This window comes from Stratiformator vulcanicus (genome assembly GCF_007744515.1).
GTDB lineage: Bacteria > Planctomycetota > Planctomycetia > Planctomycetales > Planctomycetaceae > Stratiformator > Stratiformator vulcanicus.
Window position 1 is genome coordinate 1,681,393 of the sequence record NZ_CP036268.1, and the last position, 20,424, is coordinate 1,701,816.

Below are 20,424 nucleotides of genomic sequence, written 5' to 3' on the forward strand. Positions count from 1 at the left end.
CCCCCCTGAATGCCCGCCTCCGACATCATTATTCGCGGTGCTCGCGAACATAATCTGCAGAACGTTGACCTCCGGCTGCCGAAGGATCAGCTCATCGTGATGACGGGCGTGAGCGGCTCGGGGAAGAGTTCGCTCGCGTTCGACACGCTCTACGCCGAGGGGCAGCGGCGGTACGTCGAGTCCCTCTCCAGCTACGCCCGGCAGTTCCTCGGCCAGATGCCCAAGCCCGATGTCGACTCGATCAGCGGGCTGGCGCCGTCGATCTCGATCGAGCAGAAAACGGCCGGTCGCAATCCTCGCAGCACCGTCGGCACGATCACCGAGATTTACGACTATCTCCGCGTGCTGTTTGCCCGGGTGGGGCAGGGCTACTGCTACGTGTCGGGACTGCCGATCCGTGCTCAGACGACCGAACAGATCGTCGATGCGATCGCCGCGCTCGAAGACGGCACGAAGTATCAAATTCTCTCCCCTCTGATTCAAAACCAAAAGGGCGAATTCCGCGATCTGTTCGAGGACCTGCTCAAGCAGGGCTATCTCCGCGCCCGCATCGACGGAGAGTTTTATGAACTCACCAACCCGCCGAAGCTCCGCAAGCACTACAAGCACAACATCGAATTGGTCATCGACCGGCTCGTCGCGGGCAAAGCAAACCGCTCCCGCCTAACCGAAGCCGTCGAGTCGGCCCTCCGCATGGGCGAACGGCGCCTCATTCTCGTCACTGAGGGCGGGCAGAGCCGGGGGAAGGGGCGAGACGAGAAAAAGAAGGGCGAAGCCCACGGGTCGCACCCCGTGGGTCCCGAAAAACTTTACAGCGCCGACTACAGTTGCCCCGAGAGCGGGATGAGCTACGAGCCGCCGTCGCCGCAACTTTTCAGCTTCAACAGTCCATTGGGGATGTGCCACGACTGCAACGGCCTCGGCCGGCGGTCCGACTTCGTGCTCGACCTGCTGATTCCCGACCCGAAGAAGTCGGTCAGCCGCGGCGCGATCGAATTGCTCGGTTCATTCGGCAAGATCGGCAAATGGCGGAAGCACCTCTACAAGGGCGCGGCTGAAGCGATCGAAGAAGACCTCGGGATGAAGGGCGGCACGCTCCTCAAGACGCCGTGGAACAAGCTCTCGGAGGAAGCCCGAGATCGCTTCCTCAATGGCACCGGCGACCGGCACGTCACCTACACGTGGCGGGGCTGGAAGCACGGCGGCACATGGGACGGCGTGATTTCGGAACTCGCCGAGAGCTATCGGTCGTCGAGCAACCCGATGCGCCGCCGACAGCTCGAAAAGTTCATGGAGTGGACGACGTGCTCCTCGTGCGAGGGCGGGCGCCTCAGTCGCCAGGCCCGCAACGTTCGCATCAAATCAAATAGCGAATCATTCCAAGCCCACGGGTTGCAACCCGTGGGCTTGGAACTCTCGCTCCCCCAAGTCTGCGCCCTTTCGATCGAAGATATCTATGACTTCTTCGAGTCACTCGAACTCGACGAGACCCGTCAACACATCGCGGAGGAAGTGCTGAAGGAAATCCGCGGTCGACTCAGCTTCCTGCTGCGGTGCGGATTGCATTACCTCACGCTCGACCGTCCCGCCCCGACGCTCTCCGGTGGGGAGTCGCAGCGGATTCGCCTCGCGGGACAGATCGGCTGCGGACTCGTGGGGGTCGTCTACATCCTCGACGAACCGTCGATCGGCCTGCACCCGCGCGACAACGCAATGCTGCTGGAGAGTCTCGAAGACCTCCGCGATCAGGGCAATACGGTCATCGTGGTCGAGCACGACGAGGAGACGATGCGGGCAGCCGACCGTGTGATCGACTTCGGCCCCGGCCCCGGCATCCGCGGCGGCGAGATCGTGGTCGACGGCACCGTCGAAGACGTGTTGAAGAACAAGAAAAGCCTGACCGGGGCGTATCTGAGCGGCCGGAAGGTGATCGAGGTCCCGAGTGAACGGCGAAAAGTCGGAGGCGCGAGCGGGAAAGCGAAGAGCGGAAAGCGGAAAGCCGGCAAGCGCAAGGACGACGCACCGACGCCCGCTCGCCCCGACGCCCGCTCCCTCCGCATCACCGGCGCGACTCACAACAACCTCAAGGCCATCGAAGCAGAGTTCCCGCTCGGAACGTTCATGTGTGTCACGGGCGTCAGCGGCTCGGGGAAGAGTTCGCTCGTCAACGACATTCTATGGCAGGTGCTCAATCGGGACGTGAACGGCGGCAACGGCGATCCCGGACCGCACGATGTGTTCGAAGGCATCGATCTGCTCGACAAGGCGATCGACATCGATCAGTCGCCGATCGGCCGGACACCTCGCTCCAACCCCGCGACCTACACGAAACTCTTCGACGAGATTCGTGCGCTCTACACGAAGGTGCCGGAGGCGAAGGTCCGGGGTTACGGGCCGGGGCGGTTCAGCTTCAATGTCCCCGGGGGGCGCTGCGAGGCGTGTGAGGGATACGGCGCGACGAAGCTCGAGATGGATTTCCTCGCTGATATCTGGGTGCAGTGTCCGGTCTGCGAGGGGCGACGCTTCAACCGCGAAACGTTGGAGATCGAGTTCAAAGGCAAGAGCATCGCCGACGTTCTCGCCATGGACGTGCAGGAGGCGCTGACTCACTTCGAGCACGTGCCGAAGGTCAATCGCTTCCTCAAGACGCTGCACGACGTCGGGCTCGATTACATCAAGCTGGGGCAGCCGTCGCCGACGCTGTCTGGGGGCGAAGCCCAGCGGATCAAGCTCTCGCGTGAACTCGGCAAGCGAACGACCGGTAAGACGTTTTACGTGCTCGATGAACCGACGACCGGGCTGCACTTCGCCGACGTTCACAAACTGCTCGACGTGCTGCACAGCCTCGTCGATCAGGGCAACACGGTGCTCGTGGTCGAGCACAACCTCGATGTCATCAAGACCGCCGACTGGGTGATCGACCTTGGCCCCGAAGGGGGCGCCGGCGGCGGACGGATCGTCGCGACCGGTACGCCGGAAGAGATCGCGGTGTGTGAGGAGTCGTTCACCGGACGGGCGTTGCGGTCGGTGTTGGACATCGGTGCGTTGGGGCGAGAAGGCGAGAAGGCGAAGGAGAACGGCGCGTCCGCTCTCGCGTCTCCCCGGAATCGTTGGCAGATTGCGCCTTCAACGAACGGCGATTCGACGAAGGAGATCACCATCCGCGGGGCCCGGCAGCACAATCTGCAGGACCTCGACGTGACGATCCCGCGGAATCGGATGAGCGTCTTCAGCGGGCCGAGCGGCAGCGGCAAGAGCTCGCTCGCGATGGACACGCTCTATGCCGAGGGGCAGCGGCGGTACGTCGAATCGCTGTCAGCGTACGCCCGGCAGTTCCTCGGCCAGATGCCGAAGCCGAAGGTCGAACACGTCCACGGCCTCTCCCCGGCGATCGCGATCGAGCAGAAGACCGTCGGCAGCACACCCCGCAGCACCGTCGGCACAGTCACGGAAATCTACGACTATCTCCGCATTCTCTTCGCTCGCCTCGGCACGCCGTTTTGTCCCGATTGTGAGATCCCCGTTGGGCAGAGCACGACGGATGAGATCGTCGAGCGGGTGATCGGGTTAGAAAAAGCGGAAAACGGAAAGCGGAAAGCGGATGAGACGAGCGGAATGCGTGCATTGCTCATGGCGCCGCTTGTCATCCACAAGGGCGAGTCGTTCGAGCGATTGTGGGAGAAACTCAAAGCGGACGGGTATCAGCGGGTCCGAATCGACGGGGAGACGTATTCGATTGACGAAGTCCCGGACATCTCGCACCGGGGCGATCACAGGGTGGAAGTGGTCGTTGACCGGGTGACGATCGACGCGAAGAACCGCAGCCGGATCGCGGACAGTATTGAGTCGGCGTTGTCGGTCGGCCGGGGCGTGCTGCGGGTCGCGATTGCCGACACTGAGATCGCCGAGCCTGACTGGCAGGTGCGGCGGTTCAGCCAGCACTTCGCCTGTCCACAGTGCGATCGCAGCTTCGAGCATCTGACGCCGCAGAACTTCTCGTTCAACAGCCCTCTCGGTTGGTGCGATGCCTGCGAAGGCCTTGGCGTCGAGACGGGAACCGATCGCTCGGTGCTCGTGGCGAATGAGAATCTGTCGCTACGCGAGGGGGCAATCACCGCATGGCCGAAGCCGGCGGAGAACCCGCTGTTCGCGCGGATGCTGGAGGCGATGGCGAAGACCTTCGGCCTCGATCTCGACGCACCGTTCTATCGTCTCGACCCGCGGAAGCAGCGCGTGGTCTTCTACGGGTCCGATCGCGAGGTCACCGTCCCCGCGACGAAGTCGGAGCCGGCCTTCGGGTTCACCTACAAGGGTCTATACCCGGCGATGAACGAAGCCTCGCGGCTGTCGTATCACTACCGGCAGAAGATGCGCGACATGGTCGGCGAGATGCCCTGCTCGGCATGCGACGGCGACCGGGTCCGCGACGATGCCGCCGCATTTCGCTTCCGCGACGTCACGCTGCCGCAACTTTGCAAGCTTCCGATGGGGGAGGCGTTCGAGTGGCTCCAGAACGTCAAGCTGAAGAAGGCGGAGAAGGGGGTCGCGGGAGACCTGTTGGACGAAGCGACGAGTCGGCTGCGGTTCCTGGTCGACGTCGGGCTCGAATACCTTGCAATGGACCGCACGATGCCGTCGCTCTCAGGCGGGGAAAGCCAGCGCATCCGCCTCGCAGGGCAGATCGGGCGGTCGCTGACGGGTGTGCTGTACGTCCTCGACGAACCGACGATCGGTCTGCACCCGCGCGACAACGGTCGATTGATCGGAGCGCTCGCGAAGCTGCGCGACCTCGGCAATACGGTGGTGCTCGTCGAGCATGACCGCGAAGTCATCGAAGCGTCGGACCGCATTTACGACTTCGGCCCCGGTGCCGGACGCCTTGGCGGGCAGGTCACGGCGGAGGGGACTCCCAAGCAGGTCGCGCGGAAGAAGTCATCGCTAACCGGGCGATATCTGGCCGATCGAGCCTCGATCCCGGTGCCTACGGTGAGGCGAGTGGGCGTCGGTGGGAGTGGGCGTGAGCACGCGAAAGAAGTTCGCACAGACGCACCGACGCACCGACACCCCCTCCCCGAGCACGATGCCGGTTGGCTCGAATTGACGGGTTGCAACCACCACAACCTGCGCGGCGTCGATCTGCGAGTTCCGCTCGCGACGCTCACGTGCATCACGGGCGTCTCCGGGTCGGGGAAGAGTTCGCTGATCGAGGGCACGCTCGCGCCGGCGGTCGCGCGGCGACTCAACATGGCGGGGGACACGCCGGGGCCGTTCGGTCAGCTGCGTGGCGTCGAAAAGATCGGCAAGATCATCGCCGTCGATCAGCAACCGCTCGGCAACACGCCCGCATCGAACCCCGCGACCTACACCGGCGTGTTCGATCAGGTCCGCGAGCTATTCGCGCGACTGCCCGATGCCAAAGTCCGCGGCTACAAACCGGGGCGGTTCAGCTTCAATCGACCCGGGGGACGCTGCGAGGACTGCGAAGGCCTCGGCCAGAAGAAGATCGAAATGCACTTCCTGCCCGACGTGTGGGTCGAGTGCGAAACCTGCCGCGGCAAGCGCTACAACGCCGAAACTCTCGCGGTGCAATTCCGCGGACGAAGCATCTCCGACGTGCTGGAGATGCCGATCGGCGAGGCGTATGAACTGTTCGAGAACGTGCCGAAGATCCGCTCGGTGCTCGGAGTGCTGTGCGCGATCGGGCTCGATTACCTGACGCTCGGGCAGTCGGCTCCGACCCTTTCCGGCGGCGAAGCCCAACGGGTGAAACTCGCGGCGGAACTCGCGCGGCCGAACAGCGGGCGGACGCTCTATCTGCTCGATGAACCGACGACGGGGCTGCACTTTGACGACATCGCCAAGCTGCTGACAGTGCTCAACAGCCTCGTCGATCTCGGCAACACCGTGGTCGTGATCGAGCACAACCTCGACGTAATCAAGACCGCCGACTGGCTCGTCGACCTCGGCCCCGAAGCAGGCGTCGGCGGCGGTCGCATCGTCGCGGAGGGAACGCCGGAGGAGTTAGTCGAGAGTAAGGGAGAAGCGAGAAGGGAGAAGCGAGAAGCGGGAAGATTCGTTTCTCATACGGCGCGACTTCTTGCGCCTGTGTTGGAGTCGAGTCAGCGGGCGGAGCGGGCTTCGTTCGACATCAAGCGGGAAGCGAAGAAACGCTCAGGGGACGTCGACGTCAAACAGGTCGGCCGCGATGCCAAAATGCCCTGGCAGGTCGATGGTTTGCTCTGGCACACCGAGAAACGGCTCGCTCACAACGGGAAGCCCGCCAAATGGGAAGGCGGGGCGTTGCTGAGCGTGCTCGCGGAATTGGAGATGATGGGCGGGTTCGCCGAGCCGAACTTCAATCACAAAAGCGTCGTCGAGGTGCTTGGCCAATCGAAGCAGGGGGGCTGGTTCCTGCACGCGAAGACGGGGCAGGAATGGTTCCTGATGCTCACCTTCCGGGTGAAGAAAAATTACTTCACGGAGGCGTCGCTCGCCCGGAAAATTGATCTCCCACCCGCCGACGAATTGGAAGACCTCCCGGTCTACGGACCCGACCCGCGGTTGTGGGTGAAGAACATCCGCGGCCCGTGGCAGGAGGTCACATTCAAAGTTCACTGGCAGGAAGAGGTCGAGACGAAGGCGTTCAAGAACTTCCTGAAAGAGGCGAAGAGAGCATTTCTTGCACAGGCCGAGCAAACGAAGCTCGATCTCACGGAACTTGCACCGTGGAAAGTGCTTGGGCGGAAGTGGCATACCTCGCAGAAGGGACTCGCAAACGGCGCCAACGCCAACCAACCGGAACTGACCGACGAGTTGTGTACGTTGATCGAAGCCTCGGGCTCCGGCCTCGACGTTGACTGGAGCGGCAAAACCAAAGTGATCTATCGCAAGGGGGGCAAGGTCGCGGCGGAACTGTTCCCGAAGCGAAAGGGAGGAGTACGGCTGCACCTGCCGGTCGAATCGGGCAGCGTGCCGCTCGGAACGGTGGCGGAACTGGGCCGCAAGCCGGAAGTTACCGCGGGCGCGAAAGGTGACGTTGTGAAGCTTCGGTTTACTTCGCGCGCTCAGGTTTCGTCGGCGAAGCTTCGCTCGTTTCTTGCGGAGCGGCTTTCTTGAGCCGCAATGCCGATCTTTTCGCGTCGTCCGGGATGTGAATTCCGAATGTTCGGGTCAAGACGACTCTAGCGATTCTGACTCATCTGCCGATAAGACCGGTAATCAGGGCCGCGCCGTGCGCGGACCGCTCGATTTTCGGATTTGACCGCCGAGAGCTGATATGCAGTGGACGTACCCGACCGTCCGAAAAGCGTCGCTCGCAACCGTTTTGACGGTTGCGACGATCGTTCCTTCGGTCGCCCACGGACAGACCGATCTGAGAACCGTTTCCCGGACGGTCAACCAACGTTCGGTTGCGAATGCTTTGGAGACGATTCGTCCGACCGTCAGTCCGGGCGATGACATGTTCGAAGTGATCGATTCGTTTGAGAATCCGGGGATCACTCCCGCCGAACAGCGCGAGGGGTTGCAGATGCTCAGCGGCGAGGCCGTCGCCGGCGTCTTTGCCCCGCGGCTGGCATTGACCCGGCAATTCGATCGCATGCTGCTCGAACAAATTCGCCCGATCGGTCCGGAGCGACCGGGGCAAATCATCGGCGCGCCCGCCGTCGGCGGCTATTCCGGCGGAGCGATCGTTCGCGGCCAAAGTGCCTGCAAAGATTGCGGGGACGTGGGCTGCGGCAATTGGGGGGCCTGCGGGTCGCGGGCGTACTATCGCAACCCGCGACCCAGTACGTGGGCTCGTCTGTTCGCGTACGATTCGCAAGTCGACAGCGATCCGAACGACCCAATCGGGTTTGACTCGGACGCCTACGGTGTGCTGACGGGAATCAGCATTCCGTTCGGCGATTCGCTCTTGCTCGGTGGTGCGTTCGGCTACGCCAACGGGGAATTTGATCCGGATAACCGGCTCGGCGGCGTTGATTCCGACACCTATCGCGGCAGTTTATTCGGTCGTTTTCTCGGTGACGACTTCTACATTCTCGGCAGCGTCAATTACGGGTACGACACCTTCGCGTCGAGTCGACGGCTCGAGTACTGCGACATCTTTCGATTCGCCAGCGCGACGGAATTCGATGCCCATAATTTCGATACGTCGTTCGAATTGGGGACGACGCTCCAACCGACCTGCAACGTCGCCGTGCAACCGCTGATCGGTTTCCGCTACATCCGACTTTGGCGAGACAGTTTCGTAGAGAATGGCGCGTCCGATGCCTCGCTGGCCTTCGGGTCGGCGGCGGTCGACGCGTTCGATTTTCGGCTCGGGGGTCGGGTCACCGGGCGTAGAGAACTTCGCCGGGGCCTGCTCTTTCTGCCCGAACTACGGGCTTGGTGGATGCACGATTTTCTGGCGGACCAGTCGACCACGACCGCCGCGTTCACCGGAGCACCGGGTGTGCCGTTCATTGTTCGCGGGGCGGCGGGGGACGATAACTTCGCGGTGCTCGGAGCCGGGGCGACCTTCGCCTTGTACAACACGACGGCCATCACCCTGCAATACGACACGGCGATGAGCGACGACGCGATGGTCCACGCGGGCAACGCCGGTCTGCTGTTCACCTGGTGAGTGGCTCAGAAGCGAACCCGACTTCTCTGATCGTCGAATTTTTCCTACCAATCCCGACTTCGTGTCTGTCTGTGATCGCATCGTTGGGTCAAGAGTGGCCCGGACAACGTCCGGGTCGCACAGCGGCAAGAGCACTCAGTCAAAGGTTTCCCATCCAATCCGGCATCGAATGTCGATTGTGGTCGGCAACTTAATGCTCTGGCAGCTGCGCTGCACGGACGTTGTCCGTGCCACTCAGATTTGACTCGTAGGTCATCGATGGGCGGGATGTTTGGGAATCAACACGTGGGAAGAATTCAGTGGCTTCGATCGTAGAGACCGCGAGAACTCAGAGACCGCCGGGCCGCTTGTCGATCGACCTCGGCAGAGTCTTGACATCGATACGCAATCGCGTGCGACCCTCGCCCGAAAAGCGTGACCGACGTCGACGGGCTCGGCTGACCGAGCGGGCCCTGCGAACGATCACCCCCGACGGTGTCGTTCGCCACGGCGTCTTCAAAGGTCTGAAATATCCGCGGTTGAAGTCGTCCGGAAGTGCGCTGTTTCCGAAGCTGCTCGGCAGCTATGAGCGGGAGTTGCATCCCCTGCTCGAACGCATCTGCAAAACGCCGTACACAGACGTCGTCGATATCGGCTGTGCCGAGGGCTATTACGCGGTCGGTCTCGCGATGCGGTTGCCGCGGGCCACGATTCACGCCTTCGATACGAATCCGAAGGCGGCGCGGCTGTGCCGGAAAATGGCCGAACTCAACGGTGTGGCCGATCGTCTGCGACTCGGTTCGACCTGCGATCGCGGCGTGCTCGTTCAAATTCCCTTCCGCGGCAAGTCGCTGATCGTCAGTGACTGCGAGGGCTATGAGAAAACACTGTTCAATGCTCGATCGGTCGCGGCGATTGCCGGGCACGACGTGCTGATTGAAGTTCACGACAACTTCGACCCGTCGATCTCGCCGCACCTGCGAAGCGTGTTCGAAGCGACGCACGACATCGAAGTCATTTGCTCGATCGACGACCCCGAAAAGCCGCGGGTCTACCACTACGATGAGTTGGAAGCGTTTGACGTCGCGACCCGCCAAACGCTGCTCGCCGAAAAACGCGGAGCACCCATGGAGTGGTTTTTTTGCCGTTCGCGAGCGGCCTAGAGCAGATTCCTGCTATCTGTAGCGGCTATCGGACGCACAACGCCTACAAAATTTGAAGAATCGCCGCCGGAAACCGCTACACTTACGGGAAATTCGCTCTAGAGGCTGATTCGGTTGAAGGCCTGCGGCGTGTCGCGGTATGACGCTGCATCAAAATTCCTTCGACCCCGACCGACCGGTTCGATCTCAGCCGGCCGATCAGCGCCCCCGATGCCCATGCAGAACGCGACGCCGCAGCCTGACGCGACGGAACAATCCGCAGGAAGTGCGACCGCGCCCGAGGGTCCTTCGACCGAGGAGATCGCGGCCGATCCGTTCGGCATCGTCCGGGACAGTCTGTCAGAACTCGTCGAAAGCACGATCGCTCACACGCCGTTGCTGATCGCGGGTCTGGTCGTTTTGATTCTGACGTGGCTCACGTCCAAGGTCGCTACAGCCATTTACAACCGGACGATCAGTCGCTCCAGAATGCGGGTCGGACTGGTATCGTTGCTGCGGCAATTGCTGCAGATCGGAATCTGGATTGCCGGCTTTCTGATCGCGGCCGTCGTGATGTTTCCCGGGATGACGCCGGCTCGGGCACTCGCATTGTTGGGCGTGGGTTCTGTCGCGATCGGCTTCGCGTTCAAAGATATCTTCGAGAACTTCTTCGCGGGGATGCTGATCCTGTGGCGGTTCCCGTTCGACCCCGGTGACTTCATCGAATGCGAAGGCATCACCGGGAAGGTCGAAGCGATCACGATTCGGCTCACGCTTGTGCGTCAGCCGGACGGCCAGATCGTGACGGTGCCGAACGGCATGTTGTTCAAGAACCCGGTGCGGGTCTTAACCGAGCGGAATACACGACGCATCAGTTTAAGTGTCGGCTTGCCGTACGACTGCGATTTGTCACAGGCGAAAGGGATCATTTTGGAAGCGGTCAAGAAGTGTTCGACGGTCAAAGGGCCGACCGCTGTCCGGGTACTCGGAGCAGAATTCGGTGGGTCATCGATCAATTTCGATGTGCTGTGGTGGACTTCGACCTCTCCGATGGACGAGCGGGAATCGCGCGATGAAGTGCTGATCGCGATCAAAACCGCGCTCGACGAAGCCGGCATCGAAATCCCGTTTCCGCAGCGCACGCTCACCTTCGGGGAGCCGGTGTCGGTCCTGCGAAACGACGAGGGCCAGGACGGCTGAGCGAACGTTCCGCCGCGACTTGCAATCCACTCGCAAGACCGACACGATTCCGCGCCTGTCACTTATTCAATCGCGGAGTCATTCATGGCCGATCAACGCGGGCGACCGCGAGTTTTGTTTTTGTGTACCGGCAATTCCTGCCGCAGCCAAATGGCCGAAGGCTGGGCCCGGTCGTTGCTTGATTCCGACATCGATGCGTGCAGCGCCGGGGTCGATCCGAACAAGCTCAATACCCTTGCCGTCAAAGTGATGGACGAGGCGGGGATCGATATCAGTGCCCACGAGAGCAAGGCGATCGACGCCTGCGAGCCGGACACAATCGATCTGGTGGTCACCGTGTGCGGACACGCAGACGAGACCTGCCCCACATTTCCCGGCAAAACGACGATCGTGCATCGGCCATTCGATGACCCGCCGAAGCTGGCCGCGGATGCGAAGTCAGAAGACGAGGCCCTGCCGATTTATCGACGCGTCCGCGACGAGATCAAATCGTTCGTCGAGGGGTTGCCGGCACTGCTGCGTGAGCACGGATTGCAGCAATAATGAGTACCCCCTCGGATAGCCCGACCGCATTGGCCCGCATGGCGCTGGCCGAATTCATCGGGACATATTGCCTGGTATTCGCCGGTTGCGGGGCGATCGTATTCGACAGCCTGACCGCTGGCGCGGTTGGGAATGCGGGGATCGGACTGACGTTCGGCCTGATCGTGATGGCGATGATTTATGCCGTCGGCGACGTCTCAGGCGCGCATTTGAATCCGGCCGTGTCGCTCGGATTTCTCGCGGCCCAGCGTCTGCAATTTGCTCGATTCGTCTGCTTCGTCATCGCACAATTCGCCGGTGCGATCGCGGCGGCGGCCACTTTGAAAGGCCTGTTCCCTTTTGCAGAAACACTCGGGCAAACGAATCCGGCTGACATCGGCGGTCGGATACTGGCCTTCGAATCATTCGTGCTTGAGGCGATTTTGACAGCGATCCTGATGTTCGTCATTCTGCGTGTGGCGACCGGATCGAAAGAGCAGGGACTGATGGCGGGGGTCGCGGTCGGGGGCGTTGTCGCGTTGGAAGCGATGTTCGCCGGCCCGATCTGCGGGGCCTCAATGAATCCGGCCCGTTCGCTCGGCCCGGCTTTATTGGCGGGTGATCTGCAGCACCTCGGAATTTATTTCGGCGGACCTCTGCTCGGCAGCCTGCTCGCGGTCCCGCTCTACTTCTTATTGAGACGGCCGATGGAACACCCTTCGGAGGTTCAATGAGGAAGCCTCGCAATCTCGCTAGCCCGACGCGCCAGCGAGGCCGTCAGGTTTCGATTGCGATGCACCGGCGCGAGCTTCGCCCCGTCTTCGGAAATTTGCGGGCTAGACTTTGTTGGGAGTTCCGAAGTGTCTCGGCCGGAATGAAACTTCGGCCTCGCTTGCGCGTCGGGCTATCGGTAATTCGCCGGATCACTCGGTGACGGCTTTTGGCTGATAATACGATCGCTTCGATCGATCGACCCGCTTACTTCGTGCGCGGCTTGTCTTGAGGGCGCTTCCATGCTCGCTAGCCCGACGCGCCAGCGAGGCTGTCAGGCTTTGATTGGAATCGTCCTTGGCGAGCCCGGTAACAACTAAGTCAACTGGTGAGCCAAGAAAGGCGACAGGATTTTGAAATAAGTTGGCCGGAATGATTTTCGGCCTCGCTCGCGCGTCGGGCTAGAGGGGATTCGACAGATCAATCGGCGACGCTCTTGGAATGAAATTACGATCGCTTCGATCGATCGACCCGCTTACTTCGTGCGCGGCTTGTATTGAGGGCGCTTCCACGCTCGCTAGCCCGACGCGCCAGCGAGGCTGTTGTTGTAACCTCTTCGCCCTGCATCATACGTCGGGCGGTCTGCATCAGCCTCAAATTATTTCGACCCGCGATTTGTGATCACATTTGGATGCGGGCATGTGTTCGGAGCGCCGCTTGCTTTCCGGCCGGGCATTCCCATAAATCATCGATCGACCGGATGTCCGGTGAAGTCGGAATGCCTGTGGCGGGTAAGAAATCATGGCTGAGAGTGTGTACGTCGCGACGTCTGAATCGCGGACGGGCAAGAGCATGGTCGCGTTGGGCGTCATGGAGGTGGCCAGTCGCCACACGAATCGGCTGGCCTTCTTCCGACCGATCGTAAGTTCGACGCCGGAGGCCGATCAGAGCCTGACGCTGATGCGGACCCGCTATCAATTGCCCCATGACCCGCAGCGACTCTACGGGATGAACCGCGAGCAGGCCCGCGAACTCTTGGCGGCCGATCGCGTCGACGAACTCATCAAGATCGTCTTGCAGAAATATCAGTCGCTCAAGGCGGAGTCCGATTTCGTCGTGCTGGAGGGGACGAGCTTTCACGGTCTCGCCCCGGCTTACGAGTTCGACTTAAATGCGAGCCTGGCGGCGAATCTCGGGTGCAACGTGCTGCCGGTCCTGTCGGCGCGTGACAAGCGAGATTCCGACGTGAGCGATGCGCTGCTAATCGTGCTCGATCAGTTGGCGGACCGGAATTGTGAAGTCGTCGCCGCGATCGTCAATCATGCTTCACCGGAGAGATTGGACCGGCTGCAGGCGCGGCTGTCGAACATCTCTCCCGACGGCATTCCGGTCTACCTTGTGCCTGGGGACCCGGTTCTCGATAAGCCGACGCTTGGCGAAATTGCCGTAGCGATCGAAGCCGAGTTGCTCTTCGGCGACCCGTCGGGACTCGATCGCGAAGTTCGCAAGTATGTCGTTGCGGCGATGCAGGTGCCGCACTTTTTGGAGCGACTCAAGGAAGGCAACCTGGTTATCACTCCGGGAGACCGGTCCGACATTCTGCTTGCGGCGATCACCAGCGTGCTTTCGAGCAACAGTCAGACGATCGCGGGTGTCGTGTTGACGGGCGGTCTCGTTCCGGAACCGGCGGTCAAAGCGGTTATTGCCGGCTTGGCACCGGTGCCGATCCTCGCGGTCAAGACCGACACATTCACGACGGCGATGGACGTCAACTCGGTCCCCGCGGTGCTGCGACCTGAGAACGAGCGAAAGATCGCCAGTGCGCTCGGCCTGTTCGAGCAATACGTCGATGCGACGGTTTTGGAACAGCGTTTGACCTCGGTCAAAACGTCTCGCGTGACGCCGTTGATGTTCGAGTACGAGCTGATTCGGCGAGCGCAAGCCGACGTCAAACGCATCGTTCTGCCGGAAGGGACGGAGCCGCGGATCTTGAAAGCCGCCGAAATCCTCCACCGCCGCCGGGTCGTCGACGTGACGCTGCTCGGAAACATCGACGTCATTCGCCGCGAAGCAACCGCGATCGGAATTGACTCCGACCAGTTTGAGCTCATCGACCCGGAACATTCCGACCTGCTCGAAGAATTCGGTGCGACCTATTTCGAATTGCGCAAGCACAAGGGTATGACCGAGGATGCCGCCCGGGATCGGATGCGCGACCTGAGCTACTTCGGCACGATGATGGTTCATCTCGGCAAGGCGGACGGGATGGTGTCCGGAGCGGTGCATACGACGCAGCACACGATTCGGCCGTCTTTCGAATTCATTAAGACGTCTCCGGGCGTATCGCTTGTTAGTAGCGTATTCTTTATGTGCCTGTCCGATCGTGTCCTCGTCTACGGCGACTGCGCGGTTAATCCGGATCCGACGGCCGAAGAATTAGCGGAGATTGCGATCAGCAGCGCCGTCACCGCTGAGTCATTCGGCATCGAGCCGCGCGTCGCGCTGCTGTCGTATTCGACGGGCGAAAGCGGCAAGGGGGCGGACGTTGATAAGGTCCGTAAAGCAACGGAACTCGCCCGGGGGCAGCGGCCCGACCTAAAACTCGAGGGACCGATTCAATACGACGCTGCCGTTGAGCCATCGGTCGCGCGGACGAAGCTTCCTGGTAGTGAAGTCGCCGGCCAAGCCAGTGTGCTGATCTTTCCGGATCTCAATACCGGTAACAATACTTATAAAGCTGTGCAGCGCAGCTCGGGCGCGGTCGCCGTGGGGCCGGTGCTACAGGGGCTGCGAAAACCGGTGAACGATCTGAGCCGCGGCTGCACCGTGCCCGACATCGTCAACACGGTCGCGATCACTGCGATTCAGGCACAAATGGGCGAGTAATTCGGAACCGTTGCGCTGCGCTCTCAACTCGTACTCCTGCGTTGAATGCCCTACGTGTGCGTACCGTTCCTGACGCACGGATGTCCGACGCACACCTGTCAGTTAACGGGCAAGAGCGTCTGCGGCTAATATACGTCGATCCGACTGCATGGGGTGCTGTCGATTGGTGCGTCGTGCAGACGGTGGCCGCTGATCGTGATGACTGAATCCGACATCTTGATTTCAAGCTGCCATTTGCAATAGCAATTTTATCGTCGGGACGTTCACAAAATCTATCTGATCTACAGTCTGTTCTAAGATATTCATCATGCTCCTTGTTCTGAATTCCGGCAGTTCCACGATCAAGTTCGAAATCTTCGCGACACCTGAAATCGGCTCCGTCGCCTCGGGTATTGTGGAGCGCATTGGTGAGGCGAAAGGACGTCTCGAACTGCGATGCGGCGGTGCGAAGATGACCGAGAAGAGTGCGGCCGCGAATCACCGCGAAGCACTCGAGCTGGTCTTCGAAGCACTGCGGGAGGCCGGGGTCCTTGGAGGAGGCATTGAGTGCCTGGGCGTCGGTCACCGCATCGTCCACGGCGGCGAGAGCTTCAGCGAACCGGTCGTCGTGTCGAAGGCGGTGATCGATAAGATTAAGAAGGCCGCGCCACTCGCACCGCTGCACAACCCCGCGGCGGTCGAGGGCATCAAAGCGGCCGGGCAGGTGCTGCCGGACGTTCCCCAGGTCGCCGTGTTCGATACGGCCTTTCATCAGACGATGCCGCCGCGGGCCTATCGATACGCGTTGCCCGCGTGGTGCTACCGCAAGCACGCGATTCGCCGCTACGGGATGCACGGCACCTCGCACGCCTACGTCGCCCGCCGCGCCGCCCGGCAGCTCCGAAAGCCGTTGGAAGAACTCAAGCTGATCACGCTGCACTTGGGCAATGGGGCCAGCGTCGCGGCGATCGATGGCGGCGAATGCGTCGACACCTCCATGGGGCTGACGCCTTTGGAAGGCCTCGTGATGGGAACCCGCAGCGGCGATCTCGACCCGGCGATCCCGATGTTTTTGATCCGCGAGACGGGTCGAACCGCCGAAGACATCGATCGACTTCTCAACAAGGAAAGCGGCCTGAAGGGCCTGTGCGGCGAGAATGACGTCCGCGGAATCGTGCAAAAAGCCGAGGCGGGCAACGAAGCGGCTGAACTGGCATTGGACATTTTCTGCTACCGCATTCGCAAATACATCGGTGCCTACCTGGCCGCATTGGGCGGTGCGGATGCGGTCGTCTTCACGGCCGGGATCGGAGAGAACTCCGCCGTCGTTCGCTCGCGCACGGTCCGAGGTTTGGAACAACTGGGGATCGTCTTCGATGAAGATCGAAATCTCGAAGCGGGTCGACGCGAGTTCTCCTTCCACGCCGACGAAAGCAACGTCCGACTGCTGGTCGTTGCCACAAGCGAAGAACGCGCGATCGCCGAAGCAACCTGGGAACTCGTCGGCGATTGAGAGTTCCGCCAAATTAGCCGAATAGCCCGACGCGCCAGCGAGGCCGTTCGGTTTCGATTGGGATCGCTGCGACTGAGCTCTAAAACGCCTTCGAAAATAGGCCTGTTGGAATTGATCGAAGGGGTTCGAACTCGCTCGACCAAAATGGTTTTACGGCCTCGCTCGCGCGTCGGGCTATCGGCGATTCGCCAAATCAATCGGTGATGATTTCCGGCTGTTGCTCAATCGCCTCGGATGATCCGCTTACTCCGTGCGCGGCTTGTTGAGGGGGCTCATGCATTACCAATAGCCCGACGCGCCAGCGAGGCCGTCAGGGTTCAATCGAATCTCTCCAAGTGAGCTTTGAAGCGTCTCAGGAAATCGGCCTGCGAGAATTGATTAAAGGAATTCGGATGCGCTCTACAAAGACGGTTTTCCGGCCTCGCTTGCGCGTCGGGGTATCGGCGAATTGGCAGATCAATCGGGAATGGTCTGAGCAGTCGCTGATTAGTCAGTTTCAACGTTGATGCGGTTTCGACTGCGAAAAAGCTCGCCCTCGCTCGCGAGTCGGGCTATCGTGACATTGGCTTGAACTCGAACGGGATCGGTGTTTCGGTACGGCATCAGTAATGAGCGACGTGATTGCCTACTTCCTGACTTGGACCACTTACGGCTCATGGATGCCCGGTGATGAGCGCGGATGGGTCGCGCGAGGTTGCGGTGAACAAGCACCGGACAGTCGCGTCAAAGAGATCGCGAATCGGATGATGGTGGAGTCGGAGGTCAAACTATCGCGAGACTGCCGAGAACTCGTCGAGCGCACAATCAACCGCCATTGTGAGATTAGGAATTGGCACCTGCATGCCTGCGCGGTCCGTTCGAATCACGTTCACGTGGTCGTGACGGCGGTCGATGTCGATCCGGCAAACGTCCGTGAGCAATTGAAAGCATGGGCGACGCGAAGGCTTCGGGACGAGATCGACGGCGCTCGTCGCAAATGGTGGACCGAAGGCGGGAGCGTTCGATTTGTCAGATCTGATTCGCAACTGGAACGGTGCATCATGTATGTGACGGAAGCACAGGATCGCAAAGGGCGTGACCGGATGTAGGCAGTGCGGTCCCCATAGTCTCTGCGGTGATCGCCGATCGCTAGCCCGACGCGCCAGCGAGGCCGTCAGGTGTCGATTTGGAATCTTCGGGGCGGGCGGAAGAGGTCTTCGACCCGAAAGTTGTTCGGCCTCGCTCGCGCGTCGGGCTATCGGTGAATTGGCAGATCAATTGGTGACGATTTCCGGCTGTTGCTCAATCGCCTCGGATGATCCGCTTACTCCGTGCGCGGCTTGTTGAGGTTTCGTCGATGCTCGATAGCCCGACGCGCCAGCGAGGCCGACAGATAGCAATTTGGAATTTCCGGGGCGGGCGGAAGAGGTCTTCGACCGGATAAATTGCTCGGCCTCGCTTGCGCGTCGGGCTATCGGTGCTTCGTTCGGTCGCTCGTTGACGCCCACTTGCTGGTGTTGCGATCGCTTCGGTCGATCCGCTTACTCCGTGCGCGGCTTATGTCGAGGTTTCGTCGATGCTCGCTAGCCCGACGCGCTAGCGAGGCCGTTAGGTGTCGAATTGAAATCTTCGGGGTGAGGTTTGCATGTCTTTCACCGAAAAGTTCTCGGCCTCGCTTGCGCTTCGGGCTATCGTGTGACGCGTCGGTGTGACGGTGAATGCGGTGCGGTGCGATTCACTTCGCGGCGGTTTCGGGTAAGATCGTCGGAGCGATGGTGAGGTCGATTCCTGGAGCACGGACGGAGAACGGATGCGGGAGTTGCTTTCTCAGCGGTCGCTCGGCGACATCGAATTCGTCGCTTTCGATCTCGAAACCACCGGCTGCTCGGCGGCCTTCGGGGAGATCGTCGAGGTCGGCGCCGTTCGTTTTCGAGCTGACGGAACAGAACTCGGGCGGTTTGAGCAACTGGTCAATCCGGGACGTGAGATTCCGCCCGAAGTCATTCGCGTGCACGGAATCACCGACGCGATGGTGGTCGATGCCCCGGCGATCGATGACGTGCTGCCTCAGTTGATCGACTTCTTTGGCTCGGCTGAATCGACGATCCTGATGGCGCACAATGCCGCTTTTGACGTCGGCTTTGTGAGTGCGGCGTTGGCGAAAACGTCAACGGTCCCGCCGGTGCATCAGGTGATCGATTCGGTTCGCCTCGCACGACGGCGGTTTCGCGGTCTGCCCTCTTACTCCCTCAAAGCGCTGACGCGGGCGTTCGCCGTAACCCGGTCTTCGGAACACCGCGGGCTCGACGACTCTCTCGCTTTGAAAGAGGTCTTTCTGAATCTGACCGCGCTGCCGCCACAGCCGCGGTTGGCGGCCGACCTGTTAGCGCTCTCTCCGTCTCATCACTTCTCGGCTCAAATCCCTCAGCGGCGGCCCTATCGTCCGGCCCGGTCTTCCCGAAGCCGAGTCGTCGATGATAGTGATTTGCCCGCCGAAGCCCGCGGGATTGCTGACGCCATTTCCAGCGGCGCACGGCTCTCGATCGTTTATGATGGGGGGAGCCGATCGGGCTGTGCCCGTTCGGTCACTCCACTGGAAATTATCCGCGGGCGGGGTGCCTCGTACCTGCTCGCCTTCTGCCATCGCGACGGCAAGCGGAAGCAGTATCGCCTCGACCGGATTCTCGAATACAAGGTCGAAGCCGATGCCGATTCTTCCGCCGAGCCCTCGCGATCATTGATGCCATGATTCGACGGGACTGCGAAGACGGTTGGTTACTGATCACTCAGGTCGACCACGCCCATCTGGCGGCGCGATTGGCTGCGCTGTGGGGGAACCGAACGATTCCGAAATTGCCGGTGCCGCAGATGCTGCTCCCGGCGATTCGTGACCACGATGAAGGCTGGCGGTTCTGGGAGCAGAACCCCTCAGTTGATCCGGAGACCGGATTCCCGCAATCGTTCCTCGATGTCCCGATCGAGGACGCCGTCCGGATTTGGGCCCGCAGTGTGGAACAGGCAGGCAAGGGGACCGCGTCCGAAGCCGAGGCGCTCGGACTGCTCGACCGCGCCGGCATCGACGTGACGCCCGAAGTGGCGATCGTCCTGCGGCAGGTCCTGTCGCACCGACCGACCTTCACCCTGCACGACGTGATCGCGGACCTCGAAGTGTCGGCCGGACCGGACATCCCTCGGGAGACGATCGTTGAGATTCTCGACGAACTTCGAGAAGCGAAGGTGATTCGGCGGGACGACTACCCGTTAGCCGGTTCTGTTTACTCGGTCGATCTGCAACTCGACGGGGCGACGCCGTTCGGTGAAATCTGGGTCAGCGTGCACTTCACGGCCTTGGCCGAGGCGATGCTGGCGCGGCGCGAGAATGCGCGAGAGCAGGACGGACTTGTCGACCGGGCCGACGATCCGGACGTTGAACGGTTTGCAGAAACGTTTCTCGATCAGCAGTCGACCGTGCGTGAGGCCCGATCGTTTGTGGCGCTGCGCGGTTTCGCCGGCGACTCGTACGATCAATTGATCGATACCGGGTTTCGCTATGTCCGGTTTTTTGACTGGCTCAGTCTGTGGATGTGTCTGGCGGAGCGCGATCGACCGGAGACGTTCTCGATCTCAGAACGCAAAGGCCTGCGCGTGAGTCTGACTCCCCAACCAAGCGATGAGGATCGTCTTCAGATATTCTCAGCCGATCCTTGGCCGTTTCAGGGAACCGGTCCGGTTGAAGTCGCGCTGCCCGCGGTTCAGGTCGCCGGGCGGACTTTCCGCGACGATGCGGAACTGAGTCTGGCGATTCATGAAGGGAAGCGAACCGAACTCCGATGGCGCTTAGTGCCGGGTGAAAATCAAAAGGAGTGATGGCCTTCCGGCGGTTTGCTCTG

General features: G+C 61.2%; 11 protein-coding genes. All 11 read left to right on the top strand.

Translation table 11 applies throughout. From position 1 onward, the window contains the following. The first annotated feature begins 9 nt into the window (after positions 1–9). The 11 genes from uvrA (at position 10) to Pan189_RS06515 (ending at position 20,401) form a co-directional block, all read left to right on the top strand. Positions 10–7,116 (top strand): excinuclease ABC subunit UvrA, encoded by a 7,107-nt coding sequence (gene uvrA, locus Pan189_RS06465; protein ID WP_145363133.1) that lies wholly within the window; start codon positions 10–12, stop codon positions 7,114–7,116. Between the two features lie 160 nt (positions 7,117–7,276). After that, a complete protein-coding gene (locus tag Pan189_RS06470) occupies positions 7,277–8,623 on the top strand; it encodes an autotransporter outer membrane beta-barrel domain-containing protein (RefSeq protein ID WP_145363134.1) in 1,347 nt (448 codons plus the stop codon). Positions 8,624–9,015: 392 nt separating this feature from the next. Then, positions 9,016–9,765, top strand: coding sequence for a methyltransferase (locus tag Pan189_RS06475; RefSeq protein ID WP_310821173.1), 750 nt, complete (start codon positions 9,016–9,018; stop codon positions 9,763–9,765). A 210-nt stretch (positions 9,766–9,975) separates the two neighbouring features. Further along, complete coding sequence (locus Pan189_RS06480; protein ID WP_310821174.1) at positions 9,976–10,944, top strand: mechanosensitive ion channel family protein; 969 nt, start codon at positions 9,976–9,978, stop codon at positions 10,942–10,944. Between the two features lie 84 nt (positions 10,945–11,028). Beyond that, positions 11,029–11,487, top strand: a complete 459-nt coding sequence (locus tag Pan189_RS06485) for an arsenate reductase ArsC (protein WP_145363137.1) — start codon at positions 11,029–11,031, stop codon at positions 11,485–11,487. After that, complete coding sequence (locus tag Pan189_RS06490; RefSeq protein WP_310821175.1) at positions 11,487–12,200, top strand: aquaporin; 714 nt, start codon at positions 11,487–11,489, stop codon at positions 12,198–12,200. The genes Pan189_RS06485 and Pan189_RS06490 overlap by 1 nt, the downstream gene beginning before the upstream one ends. A gap of 778 nt (positions 12,201–12,978) precedes the next feature. After that, entirely contained in the window at positions 12,979–15,063 is a 2,085-nt protein-coding gene (pta, locus tag Pan189_RS06495; protein WP_145363138.1) for a phosphate acetyltransferase, read from the top strand. Between the two features lie 307 nt (positions 15,064–15,370). Continuing rightward, positions 15,371–16,555 (top strand): acetate kinase, encoded by a 1,185-nt coding sequence (locus Pan189_RS06500; RefSeq protein WP_310821176.1) that lies wholly within the window; start codon positions 15,371–15,373, stop codon positions 16,553–16,555. Positions 16,556–17,163: 608 nt separating this feature from the next. Further along, entirely contained in the window at positions 17,164–17,643 is a 480-nt protein-coding gene (locus Pan189_RS06505; RefSeq protein ID WP_145363140.1) for a transposase, read from the top strand. 701 nt (positions 17,644–18,344) lie between these two features. After that, entirely contained in the window at positions 18,345–19,283 is a 939-nt protein-coding gene (locus Pan189_RS06510; RefSeq protein WP_145363141.1) for an exonuclease domain-containing protein, read from the top strand. Then, positions 19,280–20,401 carry a DUF3891 family protein gene (locus Pan189_RS06515; protein ID WP_145363142.1) on the top strand — a complete coding sequence of 374 codons (1,122 nt, stop codon included), beginning with the start codon at positions 19,280–19,282 and terminating at the stop codon, positions 20,399–20,401. Before Pan189_RS06510 ends, Pan189_RS06515 begins: the two co-directional genes overlap by 4 nt. Positions 20,402–20,424 lie beyond the last annotated feature (23 nt).

Coding starts and splice junctions, on each gene's coding strand:
- pta (WP_145363138.1), top strand. CDS start 12,979: ATGGCTGAGAGTGTGTACGTCGCGACGTCTGAATCGCGGACGGGCAAG.
- Pan189_RS06470 (WP_145363134.1), top strand. CDS start 7,277: ATGCAGTGGACGTACCCGACCGTCCGAAAAGCGTCGCTCGCAACCGTT.
- Pan189_RS06485 (WP_145363137.1), top strand. CDS start 11,029: ATGGCCGATCAACGCGGGCGACCGCGAGTTTTGTTTTTGTGTACCGGC.
- Pan189_RS06500 (WP_310821176.1), top strand. CDS start 15,371: ATGCTCCTTGTTCTGAATTCCGGCAGTTCCACGATCAAGTTCGAAATC.
- Pan189_RS06510 (WP_145363141.1), top strand. CDS start 18,345: ATGCGGGAGTTGCTTTCTCAGCGGTCGCTCGGCGACATCGAATTCGTC.
- Pan189_RS06490 (WP_310821175.1), top strand. CDS start 11,487: ATGAGTACCCCCTCGGATAGCCCGACCGCATTGGCCCGCATGGCGCTG.
- Pan189_RS06480 (WP_310821174.1), top strand. CDS start 9,976: ATGCCCATGCAGAACGCGACGCCGCAGCCTGACGCGACGGAACAATCC.
- Pan189_RS06515 (WP_145363142.1), top strand. CDS start 19,280: ATGATTCGACGGGACTGCGAAGACGGTTGGTTACTGATCACTCAGGTC.
- Pan189_RS06505 (WP_145363140.1), top strand. CDS start 17,164: ATGAGCGACGTGATTGCCTACTTCCTGACTTGGACCACTTACGGCTCA.
- uvrA (WP_145363133.1), top strand. CDS start 10: ATGCCCGCCTCCGACATCATTATTCGCGGTGCTCGCGAACATAATCTG.